General features: G+C 62.9%; 21 protein-coding genes. 6 read left to right on the top strand and 15 right to left on the bottom strand.

Going from position 1 to position 26,555, the window contains the following annotated elements:
• The first annotated feature begins 52 nt into the window (after positions 1 to 52).
• From QCL65_RS17460 to recR, 3 genes are all read left to right on the top strand, one after another.
• Positions 53 to 379 carry a YbaB/EbfC family nucleoid-associated protein gene (locus QCL65_RS17460; RefSeq protein ID WP_407310897.1) on the top strand — a complete coding sequence of 109 codons (327 nt, stop codon included), beginning with the start codon at positions 53 to 55 and terminating at the stop codon, positions 377 to 379.
• A 181-nt stretch (positions 380 to 560) separates the two neighbouring features.
• Positions 561 to 1,595, top strand: a complete 1,035-nt coding sequence (locus QCL65_RS17455; protein ID WP_407310895.1) for an NADP-dependent oxidoreductase — start codon at positions 561 to 563, stop codon at positions 1,593 to 1,595.
• Between the two features lie 68 nt (positions 1,596 to 1,663).
• The gene (gene recR / locus QCL65_RS17450; RefSeq protein ID WP_407310893.1) at positions 1,664 to 2,266 is read left to right on the top strand and encodes a recombination mediator RecR; all 603 of its coding nucleotides are present in this window, start codon (positions 1,664 to 1,666) and stop codon (positions 2,264 to 2,266) included.
• A gap of 44 nt (positions 2,267 to 2,310) precedes the next feature.
• Here the strand turns inward: recR and QCL65_RS17445 are convergent, their stop codons facing one another.
• The 12 genes from QCL65_RS17445 to ccoN all read right to left on the bottom strand — a co-directional run bounded on the left by QCL65_RS17445 (position 2,311) and on the right by ccoN (position 13,755).
• Complete coding sequence (locus QCL65_RS17445; RefSeq protein WP_407310891.1) at positions 2,311 to 2,859, bottom strand: adenine phosphoribosyltransferase; 549 nt, start codon at positions 2,857 to 2,859, stop codon at positions 2,311 to 2,313.
• A gap of 59 nt (positions 2,860 to 2,918) precedes the next feature.
• On the bottom strand, positions 2,919 to 3,653 hold the full coding sequence (gene fnr, locus QCL65_RS17440) for a fumarate/nitrate reduction transcriptional regulator Fnr (protein ID WP_407310889.1): 735 nt from the start codon (positions 3,651 to 3,653) through the stop codon (positions 2,919 to 2,921).
• A 99-nt stretch (positions 3,654 to 3,752) separates the two neighbouring features.
• Positions 3,753 to 5,129, bottom strand: coding sequence for an oxygen-independent coproporphyrinogen III oxidase (gene hemN, locus QCL65_RS17435; protein WP_407310887.1), 1,377 nt, complete (start codon positions 5,127 to 5,129; stop codon positions 3,753 to 3,755).
• A gap of 102 nt (positions 5,130 to 5,231) precedes the next feature.
• Positions 5,232 to 5,933, bottom strand: coding sequence for a sulfite exporter TauE/SafE family protein (locus QCL65_RS17430; protein ID WP_407310885.1), 702 nt, complete (start codon positions 5,931 to 5,933; stop codon positions 5,232 to 5,234).
• A complete protein-coding gene (ccoS, locus tag QCL65_RS17425; RefSeq protein ID WP_407310883.1) occupies positions 5,926 to 6,099 on the bottom strand; it encodes a cbb3-type cytochrome oxidase assembly protein CcoS in 174 nt (57 codons plus the stop codon). Before ccoS ends, QCL65_RS17430 begins: the two co-directional genes overlap by 8 nt.
• Positions 6,078 to 8,498, bottom strand: coding sequence for a heavy metal translocating P-type ATPase (locus QCL65_RS17420; protein ID WP_407316905.1), 2,421 nt, complete (start codon positions 8,496 to 8,498; stop codon positions 6,078 to 6,080). Before QCL65_RS17420 ends, ccoS begins: the two co-directional genes overlap by 22 nt.
• A 38-nt stretch (positions 8,499 to 8,536) precedes the next feature.
• Positions 8,537 to 9,064, bottom strand: a complete 528-nt coding sequence (locus tag QCL65_RS17415) for a FixH family protein (protein ID WP_407310881.1) — start codon at positions 9,062 to 9,064, stop codon at positions 8,537 to 8,539.
• A gap of 7 nt (positions 9,065 to 9,071) precedes the next feature.
• Positions 9,072 to 10,475 (bottom strand): cytochrome c oxidase accessory protein CcoG, encoded by a 1,404-nt coding sequence (ccoG, locus tag QCL65_RS17410; protein ID WP_407310879.1) that lies wholly within the window; start codon positions 10,473 to 10,475, stop codon positions 9,072 to 9,074.
• Positions 10,476 to 10,539: 64 nt separating this feature from the next.
• Entirely contained in the window at positions 10,540 to 11,523 is a 984-nt protein-coding gene (ccoP, locus tag QCL65_RS17405) for a cytochrome-c oxidase, cbb3-type subunit III (protein WP_407310877.1), read from the bottom strand.
• The gene (locus QCL65_RS17400) at positions 11,520 to 11,699 is read right to left on the bottom strand and encodes a cbb3-type cytochrome oxidase subunit 3 (protein ID WP_407310875.1); all 180 of its coding nucleotides are present in this window, start codon (positions 11,697 to 11,699) and stop codon (positions 11,520 to 11,522) included. The genes ccoP and QCL65_RS17400 overlap by 4 nt, the downstream gene beginning before the upstream one ends.
• 5 nt (positions 11,700 to 11,704) lie before the next feature.
• Positions 11,705 to 12,313 (bottom strand): cytochrome-c oxidase, cbb3-type subunit II, encoded by a 609-nt coding sequence (gene ccoO / locus QCL65_RS17395; protein WP_407310873.1) that lies wholly within the window; start codon positions 12,311 to 12,313, stop codon positions 11,705 to 11,707.
• Positions 12,310 to 13,755: a cytochrome-c oxidase, cbb3-type subunit I gene (ccoN, locus tag QCL65_RS17390; protein ID WP_407310872.1), complete on the bottom strand. Its 1,446-nt coding sequence runs from the start codon at positions 13,753 to 13,755 to the stop codon at positions 12,310 to 12,312. Before ccoN ends, ccoO begins: the two co-directional genes overlap by 4 nt.
• Positions 13,756 to 14,008: 253 nt before the next feature.
• On the opposite strand from ccoN, the gene QCL65_RS17385 reads away from it, so the two are divergent.
• Positions 14,009 to 14,698, top strand: coding sequence for an alpha/beta family hydrolase (locus QCL65_RS17385; RefSeq protein ID WP_407310870.1), 690 nt, complete (start codon positions 14,009 to 14,011; stop codon positions 14,696 to 14,698).
• Between the two features lie 15 nt (positions 14,699 to 14,713).
• Here the strand turns inward: QCL65_RS17385 and QCL65_RS17380 are convergent, their stop codons facing one another.
• Together QCL65_RS17380 and QCL65_RS17375 are read right to left on the bottom strand one after the other, a co-directional pair.
• Positions 14,714 to 16,279: a methyl-accepting chemotaxis protein gene (locus QCL65_RS17380; RefSeq protein WP_407310868.1), complete on the bottom strand. Its 1,566-nt coding sequence runs from the start codon at positions 16,277 to 16,279 to the stop codon at positions 14,714 to 14,716.
• A gap of 74 nt (positions 16,280 to 16,353) precedes the next feature.
• The gene (locus QCL65_RS17375; protein ID WP_407310866.1) at positions 16,354 to 17,133 is read right to left on the bottom strand and encodes a CPBP family intramembrane glutamic endopeptidase; all 780 of its coding nucleotides are present in this window, start codon (positions 17,131 to 17,133) and stop codon (positions 16,354 to 16,356) included.
• A 223-nt stretch (positions 17,134 to 17,356) separates the two neighbouring features.
• Here QCL65_RS17375 and QCL65_RS17370 point away from each other — a divergent pair, with 223 nt between their 5' ends.
• The gene (locus tag QCL65_RS17370; protein WP_407310864.1) at positions 17,357 to 22,528 is read left to right on the top strand and encodes a DUF4011 domain-containing protein; all 5,172 of its coding nucleotides are present in this window, start codon (positions 17,357 to 17,359) and stop codon (positions 22,526 to 22,528) included.
• Between the two features lie 95 nt (positions 22,529 to 22,623).
• On the opposite strand, the gene acnA is transcribed toward QCL65_RS17370, so the two are convergent.
• Entirely contained in the window at positions 22,624 to 25,365 is a 2,742-nt protein-coding gene (acnA, locus tag QCL65_RS17365) for an aconitate hydratase AcnA (RefSeq protein WP_407310862.1), read from the bottom strand.
• 136 nt (positions 25,366 to 25,501) lie between these two features.
• Between acnA and rlmM the strand changes: the two genes are divergently transcribed.
• Positions 25,502 to 26,551 (top strand): 23S rRNA (cytidine(2498)-2'-O)-methyltransferase RlmM, encoded by a 1,050-nt coding sequence (gene rlmM, locus QCL65_RS17360; protein ID WP_407310860.1) that lies wholly within the window; start codon positions 25,502 to 25,504, stop codon positions 26,549 to 26,551.
• The last annotated feature ends 4 nt before the right edge of the window (positions 26,552 to 26,555 follow it).

The following is a 26,555-nucleotide window of genomic DNA, read 5'->3' as shown; positions in this document are numbered from 1 at the left end:
CTGCCCCTGGCATGCGCGGTGTAATCCAAGCACAACCTTGAGGTGACTCACCATGATGAAAGGTCCAATGGCCGGCCTGATGAAGCAGGCGCAGCAAATGCAGGAAAAAATGGCCAAGATGCAAGAAGAGCTGGCCAATGCCGAAGTGACCGGCCAATCGGGTGCCGGGTTGGTGAGCGTGACCATGACCGGCCGCCACGATGTCAAACGCATCAGCCTGGACGACAGCCTGATGCAGGAAGACAAAGAGGTGCTGGAAGACCTCATTGCCGCTGCGGTCAACGACGCCGTACGTAAGATCGAAGCCAACAGCCAGGACAAAATGTCCGGCATGACCAGCGGCATGCAATTGCCACCGGGCTTTAAGATGCCGTTTTAGGCAGCGCCCGGTAAAAGATCGGGGGCAAGACCCCCTCCTACGGTCAGGCATATTCGCAATCGTAGGAGGGGGCTTGCCCCCGATCTTTTAATCCCCACACCCGTTATCTGAACGGCGAGTGCCGGCAATGGTCAGTTTCCCTACAGTAGTTCGTTGCACACTATTTTAGGAGCCTGCCGTTATGTCCGAAGAAATGACCCTCAACCAGCGTTTTGTCCTGGTGTCGCGCCCCAGCGGCGCCCCTACACCAGAGAATTTTCGCCTGGAACGTGTCGCCCTGCCGGAACTGCAGGACGGTGAGGTGCTGCTGCGCACCCTTTATCTGTCACTGGACCCGTACATGCGTGGGCGCATGAGTGACGCGCCTTCCTATGCGGCGCCGGTCGAGATCGGCGAAGTGATGACCGGGGGTGCGGTCAGCCGTATCGAAAGTTCGCGCAACCCCAAGTTTCAGCAGGGCGACCTAGTGGTCGGCATGACCGGCTGGCAGAGCCACAGCATTTCCGATGGCAAGAACCTACTGCCATTGCCCGCGGGTATCCCTAACCCCTCCATGGCGCTAGGTGTCCTCGGCATGCCCGGCATGACCGCATTTATGGGCCTGACCCACATCGGCCAGCCAGAAGCGGGTGAAACCCTGGTGGTGGCTGCGGCCTCCGGCGCGGTGGGGTCGGTAGTCGGGCAGATCGCCAAGCTCAAAGGCTTGAAGGTCGTGGGTGTGGCGGGCGGTGCTGACAAATGTCGCTACGTCGTGGACGAATTGGGCTTCGACGCCTGTATCGATCACAAAAGCGATACCTTCGCTGAAGATTTAGCCGCAGCCTGTGACAAAGGCATTGATGTCTACTTCGAAAACGTCGGCGGTAAAGTCTTCGATGCGGTGATGCCCCTGCTCAATGCCCGTGCTCGCGTGCCGGTGTGCGGCTTGATTGCCCAGTACAACGCCACCTCGCTGCCCGACGGGCCGGACCGCTTCTCGTTGCTGCCGCGCACGATTCTGACCAAGCGCGTACGCATGCAGGGCTTTATCGTGTTCGACGATTTCGGTGATCGTCATTCCGAATTCTTCTCGGCCATGGTGCCGTGGGTGCGTGATGGCAAGATCAAGTTCCGCGAAGACATCGTCAACGGCCTGGAGCAAGCGCCCGAGGCGTTTATCGGTCTCCTTGAAGGGCGTAACTTCGGCAAGCTGGTGGTCAAGGTCAGCGACCTCTGAAGATTTGACGCTGCTCGTCGACGCCGGTATAAACCGCCTCTCTCGAAGTTTTGTCAGGCATTGTTACCATGAGCTTCAGCCCACTGATCCGCCAACTGATCGACGCCTTGCGTACTTTGCCAGGCGTTGGCCAGAAAACCGCCCAACGCATGGCGCTGCAACTGCTGGAGCGTGATCGCAGCGGCGGTACGCGCTTGGCGCAAGCGTTGGCCAGTGCCATGGAAGGGGTCGGGCATTGTCGCCAGTGTCGCACCCTGACCGAGGAAGACTTATGCCCCCAGTGCGCTGATCCGCGCCGCGACGAAACGCTGTTGTGCGTCGTGGAAGGCCCAATGGACGTGTATGCGGTGGAGCAGACCGGCTACCGAGGGCGCTATTTTGTGCTCAAGGGCCACTTGTCACCGTTGGACGGCCTGGGCCCGGATGCCATCGGCGTGCCTCAACTGTTGGCGCGTATCGAAGAGCAGGGCAGCTTCACCGAGGTCATTCTGGCCACCAACCCGACGGTGGAGGGCGAAGCGACCGCCCATTACATTGCCCAGTTGCTTAGCCAAAAAGGTTTGGTGGCGTCGCGCATTGCCCATGGCGTGCCGCTGGGCGGTGAGTTGGATCTGGTGGATGGTGGCACCTTGGCCCACTCATTCGCGGGGCGTAAACCCATCACGCTGTAGCAGCCGACAGCGCCCCCGGCGGCTAAGCCGGGGGCATTCAGCCATTACTTCTCGCTGAGCGAAAACTGCGTCAGGCAGAAGGTCGGGATGCCTTGCGCTTCCAGCCGTTGCGAGCCCTGCAACTCTGGCAGGTCGATAATTGCGGCGGCTTCATGCACCTTGGCGCCCATGCGCCGGGCCAGGTTGGCAGCGGCCAGTAAGGTGCCGCCGGTGGCGATCAGGTCGTCGAACAGCACCATGGAATCGCCTTCGCACAGGCTGTCGGCATGCACTTCCAGGAAGGCTTCGCCGTATTCGGTCTGGTAGCCTTCACTGAGCACGTCGGCCGGCAGTTTGCCCTGTTTGCGGAACAGGATCAGCGGCTTGTTCAGCTCATACGCCACGATCGAACCGATCAGAAACCCCCGCGCGTCCAGCACACCGACATGGCTGAAATCGGCGTCGATATAACGATGCACAAAACTGTCGATCACCAGGCGCAAGGCCTTGGGCGACTGGAACAGTGGGGTAATGTCACGGAAGATCACGCCCGGCTTGGGGAAGTCGATGACCGGGCGGATAAGTGAACGAAAGGCGGGTTCGTCGAAGACCATTAGGGTGTCCTGGCAGGCGTCAAAGCGCTCCAGTATACCTGCTCAGGTGGCGCGGCGAATCAACCTTCCAGCGTTCCGCCTGCCAGGGCACACAGCTGGATCGGGTCCAGGATATGAATTTCTTTGCCCTCGGCGGCGATCAGTTGGCTCTGTTGAAAACGGGTAAACACCCGCGACACTGTTTCCACGGCCAGGCCCAGATAATTGCCGATTTCGTTACGCGACATGCTCAGGCGAAACTGGTTGGCGGAAAAGCCCCGAGCCCGAAAGCGCGCCGACAGGTTGACCAGAAACGTGGCAATACGCTCGTCTGCAGTTTTTTTCGACAGCAACAGCATCATTTGCTGATCGTCGCGGATCTCACGGCTCATCACCCGCATCAGTTGCCGACGCAGCTGAGGTAACTGCAGCGACAATTCGTCGAGGTGGTCGAACGGGATCTCGCACACCGACGTGGTCTCCTGGGCTTGAGCCGACACCGGGTAGCGTTCTAAGTCCATGCCGGACAAGCCCACCAGTTCACTGGGCAAATGGAAGCCGGTGATTTGTTCTTCACCGTTGTCGCTCAAGCTAAAGGTCTTTAGCGCGCCTGCGCGCACGGCATACAGCGAACTAAAGGCATCGCCCTGGCGAAACAGAAATTCACCTTTTTTCAGCGGGCGGCCGCGCTTGACGATTTCATCCAGCGCGTCCATGTCTTCGAGGTTAAGCGACAGGGGGAGGCAGAGGGGGGCGAGGCTGCAGTCCTTGCAGTGGGCGTGGCTCTGGGCGCGCAGTTTGACTGGCTCGGACATTTCTTCAAATCCTTGTGGAAATTCACCTATAGACTGTAAGGGTAACGCAGTGAGTGGCATCAGGCCAGCGCGCATATTGGGTGCGGGCAGCCAGGCTGATCAAATCACTCGAGAAAACCGCCGTGAGTCCTGCGCGGGCCAAAAAGCATCGAATACGCCGCAGATGGCACGCACCAGCAGGCGGCCTGCCGGTGTGACCTGTAGGCCATCCCCGTGCAGAACGACCAGGCCGTCGCTGGCCATTTCGCGCAAGCGTGGCTGGAACACGGCGAAATAGGTGTGCCAGTCAATCCCAAACGCTTCGCCAATGGCCCGCCACTCCACCGCAAAGTTACACATCAGGTGCTGAATCACGGTGCCGCGCACGCGGTCGTCCAACGAGCAGCGATAGCCGCGCTGGGTCGCCAGTTGTTGCCGGCTCAATGCCCCTTGGTAGGCCGTCAAGTCCGTCTCGTTCTGGCTATAGAGGCCGCCCACATGGCTGATGGCCGAGACGCCCAGGCCGATCAAGTCGCAATGGCCATGGGTGGTATAGCCCTGGAAATTACGTTGCAGGCGCGACTCTTCCTGGGCCACGGCCAATTCGTCGTCCGCCAGGGCAAAATGGTCCATGCCGATGTGGCGGTATCCGGCGGCGCCTAGCTGGGCGATGCTGCCTTGCAGCATGAGCAGTTTGTTGGCTGCGCTGGGCAGCTCGGCGGGGTCGATACGCCGCTGTGGCATAAAGCGTTCGGGCAGGTGGGCATAGTTGAACAGCGAGAGGCGGTCGGGCTGCAGCTCGATCACTTGCCCAAGGGTGTGGGCAAACCCTGTGACGGTCTGTTTCGGCAGGCCGTAAATAAGGTCAATGTTCACCGAGCGAAATTGCAGGGTGTGCGCGGCATCCACCAGGGCCCGGGTTTGCTCCAAGCTTTGCAAACGGTTGACGGCTCGCTGCACCGCGGGGTCGAGGTCCTGCACGCCAAGGCTGACGCGGTTGAAACCCAGTTCGCGGAGCAGGCCCATGCTTGACCAGTCGGCTTCGCGGGGGTCCAGTTCGATACTGTAGTCGCCCCCGTCGCGCAGGTTGAAGTGCTTGCGTAAGCTGCTCATCAGCGCGCGCAGTTGGCTGTGGCTAAGAAAGGTGGGCGTACCGCCGCCCAAATGCAGTTGTTCGACCGGCTGACGCGGGTCGAGGTGGCAGGCGATCAAGCGGATTTCCGCTTCCAGGCATTCCAGGTAGGGCTGCGCCCGCCCGCGGTCCTTGGTGATGACCTTATTGCAAGCGCAGTAGTAGCAGACGTTGGCACAGAAGGGCAGATGCAGGTACAGCGACAGCGGGCGCAACGCGCGGCGGCTGTCGCGCAGGGCGTGGAGCAAGTCGAAGGTGCCAATCTGGCTGTCGAATTGTACGGCGGTAGGGTAGGACGTGTAGCGCGGGCCGGGTTGGTCGTAGCGGCGGATCAACTCGGCGTCCCATTGAATGGCATGGTGCATGTGCGGCGCTCTCGGGCTGGCGGTAGCGTGAGTCTAGGCCGGCCCGATCAACATTCTGTTGATATGCATCAACAGGGTTGAACACATTTGTACCATTGGGCGCTAGGGGTGATGCATGGCGCCGTGGGGCATAGTGCCGTGGGCGTTCGGCCACGGCACGCTCCACACACCAAACAGTATGACCAGCAGCCCAGCCGCCATGCGCAGACCACGCCGGCGCAGCAACGCCTGCGTGCGCTCGGCGGCCACCCCGGTGGCCAGCAGCACCGGCCAGGTACCGATGCCGAACGCCAGCATCAGCAGGGCGCTGTAGCCTGCATGGCCCTGGCTTGAAGCCCACAGCAGCGTGCTGTACACCAGGCCGCAGGGCAGCCAGCCCCACAGCGCTCCCAGGGCCATGGCCCGTGGAATGCTGGTGACCGGCAGCAGGTGCCCAGCGAGCGGTTGCACCCGGCGCCAGAGGCCGCGCCCCAGGCCCTCAATGCGGGTCAGACCACTCCACCATCCTGCCAGGTACAGGCCCATAACGATCAACAAAAGCGCGGCCAGCAGCCGCAAACCCTTGGCGAACGGGCTGTTGGCCACAGCCCACCCGGCCAACCCGAGCAAGAGCCCGGCCAGCGCATAACTGAGCACCCGGCCCAAGTTATAAGCCACTAGCAGACGCAGCCGCTGGTGCCGCTGGGCCGGTGCGATACCCAGGCTGAGCGCGCCCATCAGGCCGCCACACATGCCCAGGCAGTGACCGCCGCCGAGCAGGCCGAGGAGCATGGCCGATAGCACCAAGGGCAGCCACTCAGCCACGGGGTTTGTCCTGTTCGGCGGCAGGCGGCTCGTCGTCGAAAAGAATACTGTGGGCGGGACCTTCGAGGTCGTCGTATTGGCCGCTGTCGACGGCCCAGAAGAAGATGTACAAGGCGAGGCCGACCAGCACCAACGCCGCTGGAATCATGATGTAGAGGGCCGCCATGGGCCACCTCCTGGAATGCGGGTCAGACGCAGGGCATTGAGCACCACCGTCAGCGAACTGAGGGACATCCCCAGTGCCGCCCACAGCGGAGTGATCCAGCCGAGCGCGGCAAACGGTAACATGAGCCCATTGTACAGGCTGGCCCAAAGTAGGTTTTGCAGGATCACCCGGCGCGCCCGTGCAGCCAGCGCGAAGGCTTCAGGCAGGGCACCCAGGCGGTTGCCTAAGAGCACGGCGTCGGCGCTGGTCCGGGCCAGGTCAGTGGCTGAGCCCATGGCCACGCCGATGTCGGCGGCAGCCAGCAGGGGCGCATCATTGACCCCGTCCCCCACCACTAATACGCGCCGGCCCTCGGCCTGCAGGGCCTTGAGCCGCGCCAGTTTCTGCTCCGGGTCCAGTGCGCCTTGGGCTTCGCTGATGGCCAGCTCGGCCGCGACCTGGGCCAGCGCTGGCGAGCTATCGCCGGACAGCAGCAAGGTGCGCCAGCCGCGCGCCTGACAGGCGCGCACCAGGCCCAAGGCGTCGCTGCGCAGGGCATCGTCGAGCAGCAACCAGGCCAGTGGGCCATGGCTATCGCCCAGCAAGACGCACTGGCCCGGAGACTGTGGTAGGTGTGGAAGCACCGCACCGCTGAGGGCGCATACCCAGTGCGGCGCACCGATGCGCAGCGCCTGCCCCTCGACATGACCCGCCAAGCCCAGGCTCGGCAGGTTGTGCACCGCGTCGGCCGCGTGTTGGGCCGGGCCAAACGCGCGGGCCAGGGGGTGCTCACTGTGGCTTTCGAGGGCGGCCGCCCATTGCAGGCATTGGGCGGCCGAAAGCCGGCCAAGGGGGATCACTTCACGTAGGGTCGGCCGGCCCTCGGTCAGGGTGCCGGTTTTGTCGAAGATTACCGTGTCGATGTGTTTCAGGCCTTCGAGGACGTGCCCGCGGGTCAGCAACAGGCCCAAGCGGTGCAGGGTGCCGGTCGCGGCGGTAAGCGCGGTGGGCGTTGCCAGTGACAGCGCGCAAGGACAGGTGGCGACCAGCATCGCCAGGACGATCCAGGGCGCCCGCGCCGGTTCCCAGTGCCACCAGAGCAGGCCAACCAGCCCGGCCGCAAGCAACGAACACAACACAAACACCTGCGCCGCTCGGTCGGCGATCAGCGCCAAGCGCGGTTTGGCATTCTGCGCCCGTTCGAGCAGGCGGATAATCGCCGACAGGCGCGTGTCCTGGCCTAAGGCGCAGACTTCGAGGGTCAACGGGCTGTCACCATTGAGGGTGCCCGCCGTCACATGCTCACCCACACCGCGCGGCTGCGCTCGATACTCGCCGGTGAGCAGTGACTCGTCCAACTGCGAATGGCCGGCGACGATCCAGGCATCGGCTGGCACCTGGGCTCCAGGCAGCAGCCGAACGCGGTCGCCCAGGCGCAGTTCGCTGAGCAGGATGCGTTCACACAGGCCCTGGGCGTCAACCCGCAGGCACGACGCCGGCAGCAGATTGACCAACTGCGCCGTCGCTGCCGCCGTGCGCTCGCGGGCGCGCCGTTCCAGGTACCGCCCAGTGAGCAGGAATAAGGCAAACATGCCCACCGCATCGAAATACAAGTCGCCCTGGCCGCTGATGGCGGTGTAGATACCCGCCAGGTAGGCACCGGCGATGGCCAATGAGACCGAAAGGTCCATGCTCAGGTGGCGGCTGCGCAGGTCGCGGGCGGCGCCCTTGAAGAACGGCGCGCAACTATAGAAGACGATAGGGGTGGTCAGAAACATCGCCACCCAGCGCAGGATGCTGTGTAGTTCGGGTGTTAGGTCCAGATTGAATTCCGGCCAAGTCGCCATGGTCGCCATCATGGCCTGAAACCACAACAACCCAGCCACCCCCAACTGGCGCAGCGCACGGCGGTTATCGGCGGCCAGCCGCAGGTTGGCCTGGTCGGGCTGCCAAGGGTGGCCAGCGTAACCAATTTCGCGCAGCGCCTGCAGCAGGCGGCTCAGCTCCACCGTGGCGGCCACCCAGGCCAGGCTCAGGCGTTGGTTGGCCAGGTTGAGCTGGGCGTCCAGCACCCCTGGCAGGCCGCGCAGGTGTTTTTCGATCAGCCAGCCACAGGCCGCACAACTGATGCCCTCGATCAGGAGGGTGATTTCCCGGGTGTCGCCGTCCTGGCGCACCAGGTTGGCCTGAACGTCGGCGCGGTCATATAACAACAGTTCGTCAGGCAACGGCCGCGGCAGTGCCTGGGGGTTGCTCGAGGCCTCGCTGCGGTGTTGGTAATAGCGCTCTAGGCCACCGGCCACGATCGCTTCGGCCACCGCCTGACAGCCCGCACAGCACAGCACCCGCGTTTCGCCCAACACCGGGGCGGTGAAACGCTGGCCGGTGAGTACCGGCAGGGCGCAGTGGTAGCAGGTTATGCCAGCCGCCGGGCCTGCTACCGGTGAAGGTCGGTCCGTCACGGTCGTTGCTCTGCCTGCAGCGGCTCATCACCCAGGGTCAGGGCCCGCCCGGGGATGACCCGTTCCTCCTCGAACAAGCGCCAGGCGTGCCCAGCGTCTTCGCCCAGCAACTCGACGAAGCGGCGCCCGGCTACGGCGTCGTTCAATTGGCCGATATAGCGCCCGGCCGGGTCGCGGTGAAGGGTGAGATGGCGGTCTTGGCTGGGCTGGGTAGGCGAGATCAGGTTGAGTGCCAGGCTGGCGGGCAGGCTGTCGCCCTGCAAGCGCAACGCCACTTCCCCGGTCAGTGCGTCCACTTGCAGCGTGGCGCGCAGATGCAGGGCCTGGGCCAGGCGCTCACGGTCGAGGGCGCGATTGATCCCTTTGCCGGCGTCGTAATAATTGTCGCTGACCAAGTCCACCGGGTGCTTTACCGCAATGGCCACCGTGGCCAGGCTCAAGGTCACCGAGCCGCCCAGCAGGGCAATCAGGATCCACGGCCAGCGGTGGCGATACCAGGGGCTCGCAGCAGGGGTCAACGGCATGCTGGCCTCATGGGGTCGATGGGCCGGTAAAGCGGCTGGGGGTGTCCACCTGAACGCTATCGTCGTCGGCATCGCGTAGGCTAAAGACCACCTCGTGGCTGCCTGCAGGCAACTGCTCGGGCGCCATGGACAAGCCCACCGCCAGGCTGGCCATGGCACCCGCGGGCACGCTCAGGTGGGTCTCACCGGTCAGCGCCAGCCCGCTCAGCCCTGTGGCGCTGAGCAGGTACTCTTGGGCGTGCTGGCTCTTGTTGATGACCTTGAGGGTATAAACGTTTTCGATCCGGCCCTGGGCGTCTTCCCGGTACAGCGCGCGGTCCTTGCTGACATCCAGGGCCACCAGCGGGCGTAGGGCGAAAGCGCTGGCCAATAGCGCGAGCATGCCCAGCAACACCGCGCCGTAGCCGAGCAGGCGCGGGCGCAGCCAAGGCGTGGCTTGCCCGGCCAGGCGGTGTTCGGTGGTGTAGCTGATGAGCCCGCGCGGGTAAGCCATTTTGTCCATGACGCTATCGCAGGCATCGATACAGGCCGCACAACCGATGCATTCGAGCTGCAAGCCATCGCGGATGTCGATACCGGTAGGGCAGACCTGCACGCACAAGGTGCAGTCGACGCAATCGCCCAGCCCCATGGCGAGCGGCTCGACGCCTTTCTTGCGTGCACCGCGCGGCTCGCCGCGCTGGGGGTTGTAGGCGACGGTCAGGGTGTCTTTATCGAACATAACGCTTTGAAAGCGTGCATAGGGGCACATGTAGATGCACACCTGCTCGCGCAGCCAGCCGGCGTTGCCATAGGTCGCCAGGGTGAAAAAAGCCACCCATGCGTATGCCCAGCCGCTGGCCTGGCCGCTGAAGAATTCGCTGACCAGCTCGCGGATAGGCGCGAAATAGCCGACGAAGGTCATCGCGGTAACGAAGCCGATCAGCAGCCATAGGCCATGTTTGAGGGTTTTACGCAGGTATTTGCCCAGGTGCGCTGGGCTGTTGTCCCGCCTGATCCGCTGCTGGCGGTCACCTTCGGTGACCTTTTCGCACCACATGAACAGCCAGGTCCAGACGCTTTGTGGGCAGGCATAGCCGCACCACACTCGGCCGACGTACACCGTGACAAAGAACAGGGCAAAAGCCCCGACAATCAACAACCCCGACAGCAGGACAAAGTCCTGGGGCCAAAACGTTGCAGCAAAAACGTAGAACTTGCGTTCCGGCAGGTTCCACCACACCGCTTGGTGGCCGCCCCAATTCAACCAGACCGTGCCGAAGTATAAGCCGAACAGCAGCGCGGCCACGCCGATCCGCACGCGCCGGTACAGCCCTTCGAAGGCGCGCGTGTAAATGTTCTGCCGAGGGGCGTACAGGCCGACGCTGGGGCTCGGGGGCGTGATGTCGTGGGCCTGGATACGTTCGGTCATAGGTACATTCGGCTGCGTTGGGGCTCCAGGGGTTGGTCTCGCTACGTTACTACCTTATGTGGGCTCAGTCGCCCTTGGCCGGCGGCTTGGCCTCTTGGCGCGACAAGCTGTATACGTAGGCGGCCAGCACATGCACGCGGTCATCGCCCTGCAATTGCGCCTGGGCCGGCATGACCCCCTGGCGGCCCAGGCGGATACTGTCCTGCAACTGCCCGTAGCGGGTGCCATACAGGTAGGCTGTGGGGTTGGTGAGGTCCGGTGCGCCAAGCAGGGCGTTGCCTTTGCCTTCGGCGCCGTGGCAGGCCACGCAAAGGGTGGCGTAATGGTTGGCGCCCCGGCTGGCGTCGGCGTTGGTATCGCTCGGCAGGCTGCGTTTGAGCAGGGTCTGGCTGACATAGGCCGAGACATCGGCCACCCCTTGGTCACCGATGATCGCGCCCCAGGCGGGCATCACGGCATGACGGCCATCGTAAATGCTGGCCTTGATCGCCTCGGGCGTGCCGCCCCAGCGCCAATCGCTGTCGGTGAGGTTGGGGTAGCCCAGACCACCTTTGGCGTCAGAGCCGTGGCACAGGGCGCAGTTGGAGGCGAACAGGCGGGCGCCTATTTCCAGGGCTTGCGGGTCCTGCGCGGCGGTTTCGATCGGCAGGCTGGCCAGGCGCGCGAAGATCGGCCCGACGCGGGTCTGCGCCGCGGCCATTTCCTTTTCCCATTCGTGCACGGCGCTCCAGCCTTGCTGGCCGTTGGCAAACTGGCGCTGGGTGCCTTCGTCGAGGTAGGCATAGCCCGGCAACCAGCCCTTGAAGTTACCCAAGCCGGGATACAGCGCCAGGTAGCCCAGGGCGAACAACAACGTGGCGATAAACAACAGAAACCACCAGCGGGGCAGCGGGTTGTCGTATTCCTGGATGCCATCGAAGCTATGTTCCAGCGGTTCCTCGCCGGGTTCATCGGGTTGGCCTTTGCGGGTCGAGAACAGTAACCACGCCAGCGCGGCCAACGTGCCCAGGGTGAGCACGCTGATGTACAGGCTCCAGAACGTACTCATGGACGCTCCTGGGGCGGCTGCGCAGGCTCGGCAGGCTGCGGCTCATCGGCGAACGGCAACTGCGCGGCCTCGTCGAAGTCCTGCTGGCGGCGGCCGCTGAATACCCACAAGGCCAGACCGATAAACGCCAGCATCACGACGACCGTGCCCAGGCCGCGAATCATTCCAGTGTCCATGTCTGTCACCGTTTACTTTTGATCAGTGTGCCCAGGCCTTGCAGGTAGGCCACCAAAGCATCCATTTCGGTCTTGCCTTGCACGGCGGCGGCGGCCCCGGCGATATCCTGGTCTGTATACGGCACACCGAGGGCGCGCAGGACTTCGAGTTTCTTCGCGGTCTGGCTGCTGTCCAAAGGGGTGTGGGCCAAAAACGGATAGGCCGGCATGATCGACTCCGGCACCAGGTCGCGCGGGTTATTCAGGTGGGCGCGGTGCCAATCGTCTGAATAGCGTGCGCCAACCCGCGCCAGGTCTGGCCCGGTGCGCTTGGAACCCCAGAGAAATGGGTGGTCCCAGACGCTCTCGCCGGCGACCGAGTAGTGCCCATAGCGCTCTGTTTCGGCGCGGAACGGGCGGATCATCTGCGAGTGGCAACCCACGCAACCGTTAGCGATATAGACATCCCGGCCCTCCACTTCAAGGGCGCTGCGCGGCACCATGCCTTCGATGGGTTGGGTGGTGACGTCCTGGAAAAACAGCGGGACGATCTGGGTCAGCCCACCGATGCTGACGGCGATGACCATGCACAGGGCCAGCAGGCCGATGTTTTTTTCCAGCTTTTCGTGCTTCATGGGCGTACCCCGGCCGGCTCGATGCGCGCGGCTTCGGCGGCCTGTTGCGGGTCGGCGCCGCGTATGGTGCGCCAGGTATTCCAGGCCATCAGCAGCATGCCGCTGGCGAAGATCGCGCCACCCGCCAGCCGAACCATGTAGCCATGGTGGCTAGCCTGTACCGCTTCGACGAAGGAGTACGTGAGGGTGCCATCGTCGTTGATCGCCCGCCACATTAGGCCCTGGGTGATGCCATTGACCCACATCGCGGTGATGTACATCACCGTGCCGACGCTGGCCAGCCAGAAGTGCGCGTTGATCAGCGCGATGCTGTGCATCCGCTCGCGGCCAAAGGCCTTGGGCAGCATGTGGTAGGTGGAGCCGATGGTGATCATCGCGACCCAGCCCAATGCCCCGGAGTGCACATGGCCGATGGTCCAGTCGGTGTAGTGGGAGAGGGCGTTGACGGTTTTGATCGCCATCATCGGCCCCTCGAAGGTCGACATGCCGTAGAACGCCAGGGACACCACCAGAAAGCGCAGGATGGGGTCGCTGCGCAGCTTATGCCAGGCGCCGGACAGGGTCATCATGCCGTTGATCATGCCCCCCCAGCTCGGCACTAGCAGGATGATCGACATCACCATCCCCAGGCTCTGCGCCCAGTCGGGCAAGGCGGTGTAGTGCAGGTGATGGGGCCCGGCCCAGATGTACAGGGTAATCAGCGCCCAAAAGTGCACGATGGATAAGCGATAGGAATACACCGGCCGCTCAGCCTGCTTGGGTACGAAGTAGTACATCATGCCGAGAAACCCGGTGGTCAGGATAAAGCCCACCGCGTTGTGCCCATACCACCACTGGATCATCGCATCGGTGGCCCCCGAGTACGCCGAGTAGGACTTGAACAGGCTCACGGGCAGGGCCATATGGTTGACCACGTGGAGCATGGCCGTGACCAGAATGAACGCGCCGTAAAACCAGTTGGCGACGTAAATGTGTTTGGTCTTGCGGCGCATGATGGTGCCAAAGAACAGCACCGCATACGCGGCCCACACCACCGCCAGCAGTATTGCCAACGGCCATTCCAGTTCAGCGTATTCCTTGGACGTGGTGAAACCCAACGGCAGGCTGACCACTGCACCCACCAGCACCGCCTGCCAGCCCCAGAACGTGAACGCGGCGAGGCGATCGCTGATCAGGCGTACCTGGCAGGTGCGCTGCACCACATACAGCGAGGTGCCGAACAGGGCGCAGCCGCCGAAGGCGAAGATCACCAGGTTGGTGTGCAGGGGGCGCAAGCGGCCGAAGCTGGTCCAGGGCAGGTCGAAGTTCAACTGCGGCCAGACCAGTTGCGCGGCGATGAATACCCCGAGGCCCATGCCGAGGATGCCCCAGACCACCGTCATCACGGCGAACTGGCGGACAACCTGGTAGTTGTACGCCGTCGGGCGGGTTGTTGTGTCCATGCGCGGGTTCCACGGTTCGGGTTTACTGGGGGCAGGATGATAACAAAGGGCCGCGCCGGGTCGGCGGTTTGTCTTTGCCCGGCGTTATGTAAAGGGCCGTGCTTCAGACTGGAAAGTGGCGAATCATAGGCGAATGACCGCCGCGCTTGTCAATGAAAACCTGATCAAGTGGTCAGTTAAATGGTTACATCGTTGCCCATGGGTTCCGCTCCCATAGGCTGTATCTGCAGACTTTATATCCAGCGAGGCAAGCATGAGCGAGCATCCCACCCCCGATCTCGATGCCGATCAATGGGCCCAGCGCGTCACGGCCAATGGCTGGCTATGGGACCCGGCACAAAGCCGTGCCGACGGCAGTGAGGCGCCGTGCCTGATCCTCGCCCACGGCGCCGGCGCGCCAATGGACAGCCCCTTTATGAACCGCATGGCGCAGCACCTGGCGGCGGGCGGGGTCAGCGTGCTGCGGTTTGAATTCCCTTACATGGCGCAGCGCCGTGCCGGTGGCAGCAAGCGCCCACCGAACCCGCAAGCCGTGCTGCTGGAGAGCTGGCGCCAGGTGTATGCGCTGGTGCGCACGCAAATGGCGGGCAAGCTGGCCATCGGCGGTAAGTCCATGGGCGGGCGCATGGCCAGCCTCGTGGCCGATGAACTGGGCGTCGATGCACTGGTGTGCCTGGGCTATCCGTTCTATGCCGTGGGTAAGCCTGAGAAGCCGCGGGTTGCACACTTGTCCGGGCTCGCCACGCCCAGCCTGATCGTGCAAGGCGAACGCGACGCCTTGGGCAACCGGGAGGCCGTTGCCGGTTATGTCCTATCGGAACAGGTGGAAGTGTTCTGGTTGCACGCCGCCGACCATGACCTGAAGCCGTTGAAGGCTTCAGGTTTCACCCACGAAGAGCACCTGCTGAGCGCCGCCGATCGGGTGGTCGCGTTCTTGTTTTGAACGCGCCCGCCTGGGTTAACGGTTGAAGCGTTCCACCAATGAATACTGGTCGCTCACCGTCTTGCTCAAGGCTTCGCTGAGCAAGGCCGAGTGCTGCGCCTGTTCTGAGGTCTGGTCGGCCAGCTCGGAGATATTACTGATGTTGCGGCTGATTTCTTCGGCCACCGAGCTTTGTTCTTCAGTGGCGGCGGCGATCTGGGTGGTCATGTCGGTGATATTGGCCACGGCGTCGCTAATGCCGACCAATGCCTGGTCGGCTTCAAGCACTCGGGCCACACCTTCTTCGGCCTGGCGATGGCCGGCGTCCATGGCCTGCACCGCCGCACTGGCCGTCTGTTGCAGCTTGGCGATCAGGCCGTGGATCTGCCCGGTGGATTCAGCGGTGCGCTGGGCCAGCTGACGCACTTCGTCGGCGACCACGGCGAAACCTCGACCCATCTCACCCGCCCGTGCGGCTTCGATGGCGGCGTTGAGCGCCAGCAGGTTGGTCTGGTCGGCAATGCCTTTGATCACATCCACCACGCCGCCGATTTCATCGCTGTCTTTGGCCAACTGAGTGACGGTCTGCCCGGTTTCGCCGACCACCACCGACAGGCGCTGGATGGCCTCGCGGGTCTCCCCGGCAATCGCCCGGCCACGCCCGGTCAGGCGGTTGGCCTCCTGGGTGGCATCGGCAGTGCGCTGAACGTGGCTGGCGACTTCCTGGGTGGTAGCGGCCATTTGATTCACAGCGGTGGCGACCTGTTCGGTTTCGACACGCTGGCGCTCCAGGCCGGCCGAACTCTCGTGGGACAACACATCGGACTGCCGGGCTTGGTCGCTAAGGTGCTCGGCGCTGTCCTGCAAGCGGGTCAGGCAGGTCTTCAGACGTGCGTCCTGGCTGAGGATGGACATCTCCAGGCGCGCTTGGGCGCCGCGGCTGTCGGTGTACATTTGCGCGATAAGCGGGTCCGAGGTGGTCTGTTCAGCCAGGCGCAGCAGGCGTTTGATACCGCGTTGCTGCCAGCTCAGGCCCAGCAGCCCAAGGGGAATGGCCAGTGCTGCGGCGGCGGCGAAGCCCCAATGGCTGTTCAACCACACCCCGATCATAAAACTGATTTGGCTGACCAGAATGAACGGCACCCAGTCTTGCAACACCGGCAGCCAGCGGTCGCTGGCAGGCACCGCGGATTTACCGGCGTTGAGCCGCTCATACAGCGCCTGGGCGCGGCGCACTTGCTCGGCGCTGGGCTTGACCCGTACGGACTCATAACCCACCACCTGGCGGTTCTCGTAAATCGGCGTGACGTATGCGTTGACCCAATAAAAATCGCCATTTTTACAGCGATTCTTAACGATGCCCATCCAGGGCTGGCCCTGGCGCAGGGTACCCCACATGTGTTCGAACACTGCCGAGGGCACATCCGGGTGGCGCACCAGGTTGTGCGGCGCGCGGATCAACTCATCGTGAGTGAATCCACTGATCTCTACGAACGCTTCGTTGCAGTAGGTGATCAGGCCTTTCGCATCCGTGGTCGAGATCAGCCGCTGTTCGGCCGGGAAGCTACGCTCCCGTTGGGTGATGGGTTGGTTGTTACGCATGGGCTTCGTTTCCACAAGCAAGTCTGTGTGAGCGTATCGGCCGCGTCGGCGGAAAATTTAGTGGCGCGCACCGTTTAGGCGCACAGTGGCGATCCGCAGCCCATGGGATAGCTGAACAAGCCGAAGTGCAGGACATTCAACAGGACGTGGCAGGCCAAGGCGGCGAACAGCCCGCCATAGCGCCAAGCCAGGCCGTAGCCCACGCCCGCCAAGCCGGCGAGCAGTGCCCAGCGCCCGCCCAACCCCAGATGAGCCAACCCGAACAGCAGGCTGCTAGCGCCAAGCGCCACGCTTTGGCCATAGCGCCGGTCAGCGAGCAGACGGCTTAGGCCGCCCTGGATATAACCGCGAAACAACAATTCCTCGGTCAGGCTGACCAGCAACAGGTTGTTGGCCAACCACAGCCAGCCGACGTCAGGCCATTTGGGTGCCCAACCGATCACCCCCAGTGCCACGGCCAGGCCCAGTACCCCCAGGCACGTGCCGCCGAGCACCAGGGCCAGGCGTGGTAGCCCCCGTGGCGGCACACCCAGCACCCACGGGCAGACCAGCAGCAGCCACAGGCCAATCAGGGGTTTGTCTAGGTTCAGCTTGAAGCTATAGGGCACTGAGTCGGCGCTTAGGCGCGCGTTGTCCAGTACCTGCGCGTTGTGAAAGCCTGGTAACAGATGCACGGCCAACGCCAAGGCGGTGCAGATAAACAGCCCGTGGCCAAGCGCGCGCCAGCGGGGCGAGGCGACGGCCAGGGCCGCGAGCGCCAGGCACAGCAAGCTCAGCCACGCCTCGGGGGCCAGGTCGCCGTATCCCAAGGCCAGGGCGTAGCCGACACCGATAAACAGCAGGGCGAGGAGCATAGCGATCCGTCGGGCGAAGAAAGCGGCGATTTTATTCGATGCATGACCCATTAAGCAGTGCCATTATTTTTTTTGCCGGCGCTCAACCGCTTGCCCGAATAAGCAGCGCTCGCCTGCGGGTTGACCGATAACCCATTCCCAAGCGTCGCCAACTCATGGACTATAGGCACCATTTGCCGGCCTCTGCATGGGGCCGCTGCTCGTAGCTCCAGGTGCCCCACGAATGAACATCAAGATTGAGGCGCTGATCGCACGCAAGATCGGCTTCGCCTCCCACCAGAATGCCGTCCCACTCGTACGTGAGTTGAGCCTCTGGAACCAGCAAGACACACCGTTCGAAAACTTGACCCTGACCCTTAGCACCGACCCCGACTTCGTCGAAAGCCGCACCTGGTCTATCCACCGCCTCAACGCCGGTGATCGCCTCAACATTGCCGACCGTGACCTCAAGCTCAATGCCGCGTACCTGTCCGGGCTGAGCGAAAGCCTGAGCGCCGATGTGATCCTGCGCGTGTCCCAGGGCGATCAATTGCTGGTCGAGCAGCGCTTTCCCAGCGAACTGCTGGCGCGTACCCAATGGGGTGGCTTGAGCGCGATGCCGGAGCTGCTGGCAGCGTTCTGCATGCCCAACGATCCGGCGGTCGATCGCGTATTGAAGGCGGCTTCGCAGGTCTTGCGCCGTGCCGGAAAAAAAGACGGCATCGATGGCTACGAAGGCAAGTCGCGCACGCGCACTTGGGAGCTGGCCTCGGCTATTTGGTCTGGGGTGTGCAGCTTTCAACTGAGCTACGCATTACCGCCGGCCAGCTTCGAGCAACAAGGGCAGAAAGTCAGGCCGCCGAGCGTTGTCTTGGAAAACGGTGTGGCCACCTGCCTGGACACGGCCTTGTTGTTCGCGGCGGCGTTGGAGCAGGCGGGGCTCAATGCCTTGTTGATCATGACCAAGGGGCACGCCTTTGTCGGCGTCTGGTTGCAGCCTCAAGAATTTTCCCAGCTGCTCACCGATGAAGCCTCGGCCGTGCGCAAGCGCCAAGACCTCAAAGAAATGCTGGTTTTCGAGACCACCCTGGCCACCCGCGCACCGGCGCCCAGTTTCTCCCAGGCTGTTGCCGCCGCCGAGCGCCAGCTCGACGATGAGCAGTTCATCATGGCCATCGATCTGCACCGCGCGCGCATGCAGAAAATTCGCCCGTTGGCGTTGCTCGCCGCAGTGGATGCCAGCGCCGAAACTACGGATACGCCACCTGCCGCTGAAGTCCTCGAGGAAGCGCCGGCGCTGCCCGGCTTCGATGTCGAGAGCAACGACAGCAGCGAGGGCCCTGCCGGCAAACTAAAGCTGTGGCAGCGCAAGCTGCTCGATCTGACCACGCGCAACCGCTTGCTGCACCTGCCCGACAGCGCCAAAGGCGTGCGTTTGCTTTGCCCTGACCCTGCCGCAGTGGAAGACCTGCTGTCCAGTGGTCGGCGTATCCGCGTGCTGGCAGTCCCCGACCTCAATAGCGGTGGCCGCGACGCGGCCCTGTATGAGCAGCAAAACCATGAAAACCTGGTCGACGAGGTTGCTCGTCAGGCGCTGGCCCGGGGTGAAGTGCTGGCCACGCTGGAAAAGGTCAAGCTGGAAGCCACCTTGATCGAACTGTTTCGCAAGGCCCGCAGTGACCTGGAGGAGGGCGGGGCCAATACGCTGTTTCTGGCCATGGGCTTTCTCAAATGGAAGAAAAGCGCGCAAGACCCGAAAACCTATTCAGCCCCTCTGATTTTGCTCCCCGTGCAGCTTGAGCGAAAAAGCGCTTTGTCAGGTGTCACCCTGAGCCTGCTCGATGAGGAACCCCGGTTCAACCTGACGCTGCTGGAGCTGTTGCGCCACGATTTTGAGTTGCTGATCCCAGGGCTGGACGGCGAACTGCCCAGTGATGACAGCGGCATCGATGTCACCGGCATCTGGAACAAAGTGCGCCGCGCGGTACGCGACGTTCCCGGCTTTGAAGTAAGCACCGAGCTGGTGTTGGGCACCTTCTCATTCGCCAAATATTTGATGTGGAAAGACCTCAACGCCAACGCCGCGCAGCTGTTGCAAAGCCCCCTGGTCAAGCATCTGTTGCAGCCAGGCGCAGCCGGCGAAGGCTTCTCCCGCGCTGCCGAGTTTCCTCAGCCGGAGCGGCTCGACGCCAGCGTCACCCCTGCGCAGCTGTTTGCCCCATTGCCCGCCGACTCTTCGCAGTTGGCCGCGGTGGTGGCGTCTGCCAGCACCCACAGTTTTGTCATGGATGGGCCGCCCGGCACCGGTAAGTCGCAAACCATTGCCAATATGATTGCGCACAACCTGGCGTTGGGGCGGCGTGTGTTGTTCGTGGCGGAAAAACGCGCGGCCCTCGACGTGGTTTATCGCCGCTTGGCCGAGAAGGGCCTGGGCGAGTTTTGCCTGGAACTGCATTCCAGTAAAACCTCGAAAGTTGAAGTGCTCAAGCAGTTGGACCGTGCCTGGGACGTGAGTGACACGCTTAGCACCGAGGAGTGGGAGCGTGAAGCCGCGCGCTTGCAGACCCTGCGTGCGCGCCTTAACCAGCTAGTGGAAGTCTTGCATAGGCGCTGGGACAATGGCCTTTCCCTGCATCAATCGATCGGTCGTGTAGTGCGTGACCATGGCCCGCAGACGCCCCGATTGGCCTGGTCGGCCGGCACGCAACATACGGCCAGCGAGTACGACCAGTTGCTCGACCTTGCCCGTCGCCTGGGCCTCAATGGGGCGGCGGCACGGGATCTGTCAGAATCGTTCGGCGCCCTGGCGCAGACTCAATGGTCGAACGCCTGGCAGGCGCAGATCGCTGGCGCCGCACGGGAACTGCCGGAGGCGCTCGATGGGTTGAATGCCGCGAGCCAAAAGATGCTGGGTTTGACGCACCTGCCGTTGCCGGTTGCTGAAGTGCAGCAGGCCCAACGACTCAGCACGCTGATTGCGCTGATGGTGGACGCCCATGGCCTGAACCTGGCATTCGCCTTTACGCCTGATGCCTCGGCGCGCATCGAATCCACCCGGCAGGCGTGCCAGTTGCTCGAGCGCTATCGGACGCTCGAGCAGAGCCTCTCGGTAAATTATGCCGACCAAGCCTGCCGACGTATTCCGTTCGCGCAGCTTCAGCGTGAGTGGCAAGAGGCCGAGGGCAAATTCTGGTTTCTAGCCACGTTTGCCAAGAAAAAGGTGACCAAGCAATTAGTGTCGTTAGGGGGCGCGTCGGGCCTACCGGACACGCCTGGCGACCTCGCCATCTTTGAGCAGATGCACGGGCAACTCACCCAGTTGGATACCTTGGCCGGCGATCTGCAACCGATCCCTGGCTGGCAAGGCTTGGGCAGCGACACCTCGCGGCTGTTGCAGGCGGTCACGCTGGCCGAGAAACTGCGCGGGCAGTTGAGCGGGTTGGCCGAATCTCCCGAGCACTTGCTGACCTTGCGCAGCGCGGTGTCGCGCCTGGTCATCGAGGCCAATGATATGTTGGCCGCCGGTGGGCCCATCAGCGCAGCCTTCGCGGCGTTGCAACAGGCGTTGTCCCGCTACACCGACGCCGATCGGCTATTGACCGGCTTGGCGGCGCTCACCCCTGACGCGCGCCCGAGCGCTGCCGTATGGCGGGCAACCAGCCTGGCCATCCAACAGCGGGAAGAGCAGCTCAAAGCCTGGTGCGACTGGTGCCGAGTGCGCGCGCAAGCGGCCGATGCCGGACTGGCCAACCTGGCTTCAGCCTTGCAAGCCGGCAGCCTGATGCCGGCCGCCGCTGAAGATACCTTTGTCACAGCGTATGCCCATTGGTTTGCGACCCAGGGTATCGACAACGAGCCACTGCTGAGAAATTTCGTGGCCGCCGAGCACATGAGTGACATCAGCGCGTTCGTTCGCCTGGATGACCAAATGGCCAAACTGACCGTGCGCTATATCCGCGCCAAACTCTGTGGCCTGATCCCTTCCAAGAACGACATCCCCAAGAGCAGTGGCTTCGCGGTGCTCAAGCATGAATTGCAAAAGTCGCGCCGGCACAAGCCTGTCCGCCAGTTGGCCATTGAGATGGGCGATGCGCTGAATTGCCTGGCACCGTGCATGCTGATGAGCCCGTTGTCGATTGCGCAGTTCCTGCCTGCCGATCAGCCGCCCTTCGATCTGGTGATCTTCGACGAGGCGTCGCAAATCGCCCCTTGGGATGCGATAGGTTCGATCGCGCGGGGTCACCAAGTAGTGATTGCCGGCGACCCACGGCAGATGCCCCCGACGAACTTCTTCAGCCGTGGCCCGAATGCCGGTGACGACGATACCGCTGAAGACATGGAGAGCATCCTCGACGAGTGCTTGGGGGCCGGGGTGCCGAGCCACAGCTTGAGTTGGCACTATCGCAGCCGCCATGAAAGCCTGATTGCGTTTTCCAACCACCGTTACTACGACAGCCACCTGATCACCTTTCCGGCAGCGCAAACCCGTGCCAGTGCGGTCGAATGGCGCCGGGTCGAGGGCGTGTATGCCAAAGGTAAAGGGCGCTACAACCAGGCTGAAGCCGAAGCTATCGTCAGTGAGACCGTAAAGCGTCTTACCGACCCTGCCTTCGTCGCGGCGGGGCATTCCATCGGCATCATCACGTTAAACGCGGACCAGCAGAAGTTGATCAACGATTTGTTGGACGCGGCGCGTCAGCAATACCCGCAGATCGAGCCGTTTTTTCAGGACACGCAAACTGAACCCGTGGTGGTCAAAAACCTGGAAACCGTGCAAGGCGACGAGCGCGATCTGATCATGCTCGGGATCGGCTACGGCCCCACTGAGCCTGGGGCGCCGGTCATGTCGATGAACTTCGGCCCGCTGAACAAAGACGGCGGGTGGCGTAGGCTGAACGTTGCCATCACCCGGTCTCGACGGGAGATGTTGGTCTTCACCTCGTTCGACCCGTCGATGATCGACCTCAACCGCACCAACGCCCGCGCCGTGCGGGATTTAAAGCACTTCATCGAGTTCGCCCAGCGTGGGCCAAGGGCTTTGGCCGAGGCGGTTCAGGGCTCAGTGGGGGGCTATGATTCGCCGTTCGAACAAGCCGTGGCCCAAGGGCTGAGGCGCCTTGGCTGGCAGGTGGTGACGCAGATTGGCGTTTCGCGTTTCCGTATTGATCTGGGCATCGTGCACCCGGACCGCCCTGGCGACTACTTGGCCGGTGTTGAATGCGATGGTGCGACCTACCATAGCGCCGCCACAGCCCGCGACCGCGATAAGGTGCGCAGCGCGATCCTCGGTGGTCTGGGCTGGAACCTGCTGCGGCTGTGGTCAACCGATTGGTGGGTCGATAAGGAAGGCGCGTTGCAGAAGCTGGACACAGCGCTGAACGAGCTGCTGCAGCAATCCCGTTTGCAGGCAGGGTAAAAAAGCAAGAGCTCGGGGCCAAGGCCCCTCCTACGGGACGCCAGGCGCTGGATTCGTAGGAGGGGGCTTGCCCCCGAGCTCTTGATCTATGTCCGTTAAGACGCAATCAACTGCCGCAACACATAATGCAGAATTCCCCCCGCCTTGAAGTATTCGACCTCATTCAACGTGTCGATACGGCACAGCAACGGCACGTCTTCCTGGCGGCCGTCCTGGTGGGTGATATGCAGCGTCAGCGGCATGCCAGGGCGAATGTTGGCATCGCTCAGGCCGGAAATATCGAACTGCTCGTGCCCCGTCAGCCCCAGGCTTTTGCGGCTTTGACCCGCGGTGAATTGCAACGGTAGTACGCCCATGCCCACCAGGTTGGAACGGTGGATACGTTCGAAGCTTTCCGCGATCACCGCTTTGACGCCCAGCAGGTTGGTGCCCTTGGCTGCCCAGTCGCGGCTGGAGCCGGTGCCGTATTCCTGGCCTGCGATAATCACCAGGGGCGTGCCCTCGGCTTGGTAACGCATGGCCGCGTCGTAAATCGCCAGTTTTTCCCCAGTCGGAATATGCAGCGTGTTGCCGCCTTCTTCGCCGCCGAGCATTTCATTGCGGATACGGATGTTGGCGAAGGTGCCGCGCATCATCACTTCATGGTTACCCCGGCGCGAGCCGTAGGAGTTGAAGTCTCGGGCCTCTACGCCTTTATCGCGCAGGTAGCGGCCGGCCGGGCTGTCGGCTTTGATGTTGCCGGCCGGGGAGATATGGTCGGTGGTCACCGAGTCGCCCAGCAGCGCCAGGGCGCGCGCGCCTTTGACATCGGTGATGGTCGGCAGGGGCCCGGCGATGTCCTCGAAGAACGGCGGGTGTTGAATATAGGTGGAATCGTCCTGCCACACATAGGTGGCTGCCTGGGGCACTTCGATCGCTTGCCACTGCGCGTCGCCGGCGAACACTTCGGCGTATTCCTTATGGAACATCGCCGTGCTGACTTGGCCAACGGCCGCGGCAACCTCGGCCTGGCTCGGCCAGATGTCGCGCAGGTACACCGGCTGGCCGTCACTGCCAGTGCCTAAGGGTTCTTGGCTGATATCGATGCGCACGCTACCGGCCAGGGCATAGGCCACCACCAGGGGCGGCGAGGCCAGCCAGTTGGTCTTGACCAGTGGGTGCACACGGCCTTCGAAGTTACGGTTACCCGATAGCACCGACGCCACGGTCAAATCTGCCTGCTGGATAGCTTTTTCAATGGGCTCGTCCAACGGCCCCGAGTTACCAATGCAGGTGGTGCAGCCGTAACCGACCAGGTCAAACCCGAGGGTGTCGAGGTATTCGGTCAGGCCCGCAGCCTTGTAGTAATCGGTCACCACTTTCGAGCCGGGGGCCAGGGACGTCTTGACCCAAGGCTTGACGGTCAGGCCTTTTTCCACAGCTTTTTTAGCCACCAGCCCGGCGGCCATCATCACGCTAGGGTTGGAGGTGTTGGTGCAGGAGGTGATCGCAGCAATGACCACCGCGCCGTGGGCGAGGTTGTAGGTCTGACCTTTCCAGGTGTACTGCGCCTGGCCTGTTTGGTCTGCGTTACCTACCGCCACACCACCGCCGCCCTCGCTTTCCAGGCGGCCTTCGTCTTTGTTCGACGGCTTGAGCTGTAGGCCGAGGAATTCATCGAACGCCCCAGCGACTTTGGGCAAAGGCACCCGGTCCTGGGGGCGTTTGGGCCCGGCCAGGCTGGCTTCCACTTCACTCATGTCCAGGCCCAGGCTGTCGGTGAACACCGGCTCCTGACCCGGCAGCCGCCACAGGCCCTGGGCCTTGCAATAGGCTTCGACCAGCTTGACGGTGGCGTCGGGGCGCCCGGACAGGCGCAGGTAATCCAAGGTGACATCGTCCACCGGGAAGAACCCGCAGGTGGCGCCATATTCTGGCGCCATATTGGCCAGGGTGGCACGGTCGGCCAGGGGCAGGGTGGCCAGGCCGTCGCCATAGAATTCGACGAACTTACCCACCACGCCCTTCTTGCGCAGCATTTGCGTAACGGTCAGCACCAAGTCGGTAGCCGTGATGCCTTCGCGCAACTGGCCGGTGAGTTTAAAGCCGATGACTTCGGGGATCAGCATCGACACCGGTTGGCCCAACATGGCCGCTTCCGCCTCGATACCGCCAACGCCCCAGCCGAGCACCCCGAGGCCGTTGATCATGGTGGTGTGGGAGTCGGTGCCCACCAGGGTATCAGGGAAGGCGTAGGTGCGGCCGTCCGCTTGTTTGGTCCACACCGTGCGGCCGAGGTATTCCAGGTTGACCTGGTGGCAGATGCCCGTACCGGGTGGGACTACGCTGAAATTGTCGAAGGCATTCTGGCCCCAGCGCAAAAACGCATAGCGCTCGCCGTTACGTTGCATCTCGATATCGACGTTCTCGCCGAAGGCGGCGCGGTCGCCGTAGTGGTCGACCATCACTGAGTGGTCGATCACCAAGTCCACGGGGGACAGCGGGTTGATCCTTTGCGGGTCGCCGCCGGCCTTGGCCACGGCGGCGCGCATGGCGGCCAAGTCGACCACGGCGGGTACCCCGGTAAAGTCCTGCATCAGCACCCGCGCTGGGCGGTATTGGATTTCACGGTCGGAGCGGCGCTCCACCAGCCAGTCGGCGAGGGCTTTGATGTCGCCAGAATTAACGGTTTCGCCGTCTTCCCAGCGCAGCAGGTTTTCCAACAGCACTTTCAGGGACATGGGCAGCGCTTGCAGGTCGCCCAGGCGTTTGGCGGCCTCGGGCAAGCTGAAGTAATGGTATTGCTGATCGTCGACTTGAAGCGTTTTAAGGGTGTTCAGGCTATCTAAAGAGGGCATAAATCAGCTCCTTTACTGGCCCGCACGGCACGGGCCTGGCGTCTCTGGTTGTATTCTCTGGACTTCCTTGCATGTCTGGGGTTCCGATTTCCTTTATCATGCGCCGATTCAGCCCCTCGGCAATGAACCTTTAGTTATGAAAACTCTGTTCTTACATTGCCGCCCTGGCTTTGAAGGTGAAGTCTGCTCGGAAATCGCCGAACAGGCGGCGCGTCTCGATGTACCGGGCTACGCCAAAGCCAAGCCGGCCAGCGCCTGCGCGGAGTTCATCTGCCACGACAGCGACGGCCCGGCACGCTTGATGCGCGGGGTACGCTTTCAGGACCTGATCTTCCCTCGCCAGTGGGCCCGGGGGCGCTTCGTCGAGCTGCCCGAGACCGACCGCATCAGCGTGCTATTGGCGCAACTGGCGGATTACCCTGTATTCGGTAGCCTCTGGCTGGAAGTGCTCGACACCAACGATGGCAAAGAGCTGTCGAACTTTTGCAAGAAGTTCGAGGCGCCCTTGCGCAAGGCCCTGTTGGCTGCGGGCAAGCTCAAAGACGACGCAGCTTTGCCATGCCTGTTGCTGACCTTCAAAAGTGGCCGCGAAGTGTTTCTAGGTATGGCTGAAGCCGGTAACCTGGCCATGTGGCCCATGGGCATTCCCCGCTTGAAGTTCCCCCGCGAAGCGCCCAGCCGCTCCACCTTGAAGCTGGAAGAAGCCTGGCACCATTTCATTCCGCGGGCGCAATGGGATGAGCGCTTGTCCAGCGACATGACCGGGGTTGACCTGGGTGCGGCGCCGGGCGGTTGGACCTACCAACTGGTGCGCCGTGGCATGCTGGTGACCGCCATCGACAACGGCCCCATGGCTGAAAGCCTGATGGACACGGGCCTAGTGACCCACTTGATGGCCGACGGTTTTACCTACAAGCCCAAGCCGCCGGTGGACTGGATGGTGTGTGACATCGTCGAGAAACCCGCGCGTAACGCGGCGCTGTTGGAAACCTGGCTGGGCGAGGGTCTGTGTCGCGAAGCCGTGGTCAACCTGAAACTGCCCATGAAGCAGCGCTACGCCGAAGTGCGGCGCCTGCTCGAGCGTATCGCTGACGGTTTCAAGGCTCGCGGCATCAAGGTCTCGATTGGCTGCAAGCAGCTGTACCATGACCGCGAAGAAGTCACCTGCCACCTGCGCCGCTTGTAACCGC

Source organism: Pseudomonas sp. nanlin1 (assembly GCF_045571515.1).
In the GTDB taxonomy this organism is placed as follows: domain Bacteria; phylum Pseudomonadota; class Gammaproteobacteria; order Pseudomonadales; family Pseudomonadaceae; genus Aquipseudomonas.
The sequence above is the reverse complement of the archived record's forward strand: the minus strand, read 5'-3'. Positions and strand labels throughout refer to the sequence as shown.

Coding starts and splice junctions, on each gene's coding strand:
- ccoS (WP_407310883.1), bottom strand. CDS start 6,099: ATGGCGGCCCTCTACATCATGATTCCAGCGGCGTTGGTGCTGGTCGGC.
- ccoO (WP_407310873.1), bottom strand. CDS start 12,313: ATGAAGCACGAAAAGCTGGAAAAAAACATCGGCCTGCTGGCCCTGTGC.
- ccoN (WP_407310872.1), bottom strand. CDS start 13,755: ATGGACACAACAACCCGCCCGACGGCGTACAACTACCAGGTTGTCCGC.
- QCL65_RS17415 (WP_407310881.1), bottom strand. CDS start 9,064: ATGCCGTTGACCCCTGCTGCGAGCCCCTGGTATCGCCACCGCTGGCCG.
- QCL65_RS17455 (WP_407310895.1), top strand. CDS start 561: ATGTCCGAAGAAATGACCCTCAACCAGCGTTTTGTCCTGGTGTCGCGC.
- QCL65_RS17400 (WP_407310875.1), bottom strand. CDS start 11,699: ATGGACACTGGAATGATTCGCGGCCTGGGCACGGTCGTCGTGATGCTG.
- QCL65_RS17375 (WP_407310866.1), bottom strand. CDS start 17,133: ATGCTCCTCGCCCTGCTGTTTATCGGTGTCGGCTACGCCCTGGCCTTG.
- QCL65_RS17385 (WP_407310870.1), top strand. CDS start 14,009: ATGAGCGAGCATCCCACCCCCGATCTCGATGCCGATCAATGGGCCCAG.
- ccoG (WP_407310879.1), bottom strand. CDS start 10,475: ATGACCGAACGTATCCAGGCCCACGACATCACGCCCCCGAGCCCCAGC.
- rlmM (WP_407310860.1), top strand. CDS start 25,502: ATGAAAACTCTGTTCTTACATTGCCGCCCTGGCTTTGAAGGTGAAGTC.
- hemN (WP_407310887.1), bottom strand. CDS start 5,129: ATGCACCATGCCATTCAATGGGACGCCGAGTTGATCCGCCGCTACGAC.
- QCL65_RS17460 (WP_407310897.1), top strand. CDS start 53: ATGATGAAAGGTCCAATGGCCGGCCTGATGAAGCAGGCGCAGCAAATG.
- fnr (WP_407310889.1), bottom strand. CDS start 3,653: ATGTCCGAGCCAGTCAAACTGCGCGCCCAGAGCCACGCCCACTGCAAG.
- ccoP (WP_407310877.1), bottom strand. CDS start 11,523: ATGAGTACGTTCTGGAGCCTGTACATCAGCGTGCTCACCCTGGGCACG.
- QCL65_RS17445 (WP_407310891.1), bottom strand. CDS start 2,859: ATGGTCTTCGACGAACCCGCCTTTCGTTCACTTATCCGCCCGGTCATC.
- QCL65_RS17380 (WP_407310868.1), bottom strand. CDS start 16,279: ATGCGTAACAACCAACCCATCACCCAACGGGAGCGTAGCTTCCCGGCC.
- QCL65_RS17370 (WP_407310864.1), top strand. CDS start 17,357: ATGAACATCAAGATTGAGGCGCTGATCGCACGCAAGATCGGCTTCGCC.
- acnA (WP_407310862.1), bottom strand. CDS start 25,365: ATGCCCTCTTTAGATAGCCTGAACACCCTTAAAACGCTTCAAGTCGAC.
- recR (WP_407310893.1), top strand. CDS start 1,664: ATGAGCTTCAGCCCACTGATCCGCCAACTGATCGACGCCTTGCGTACT.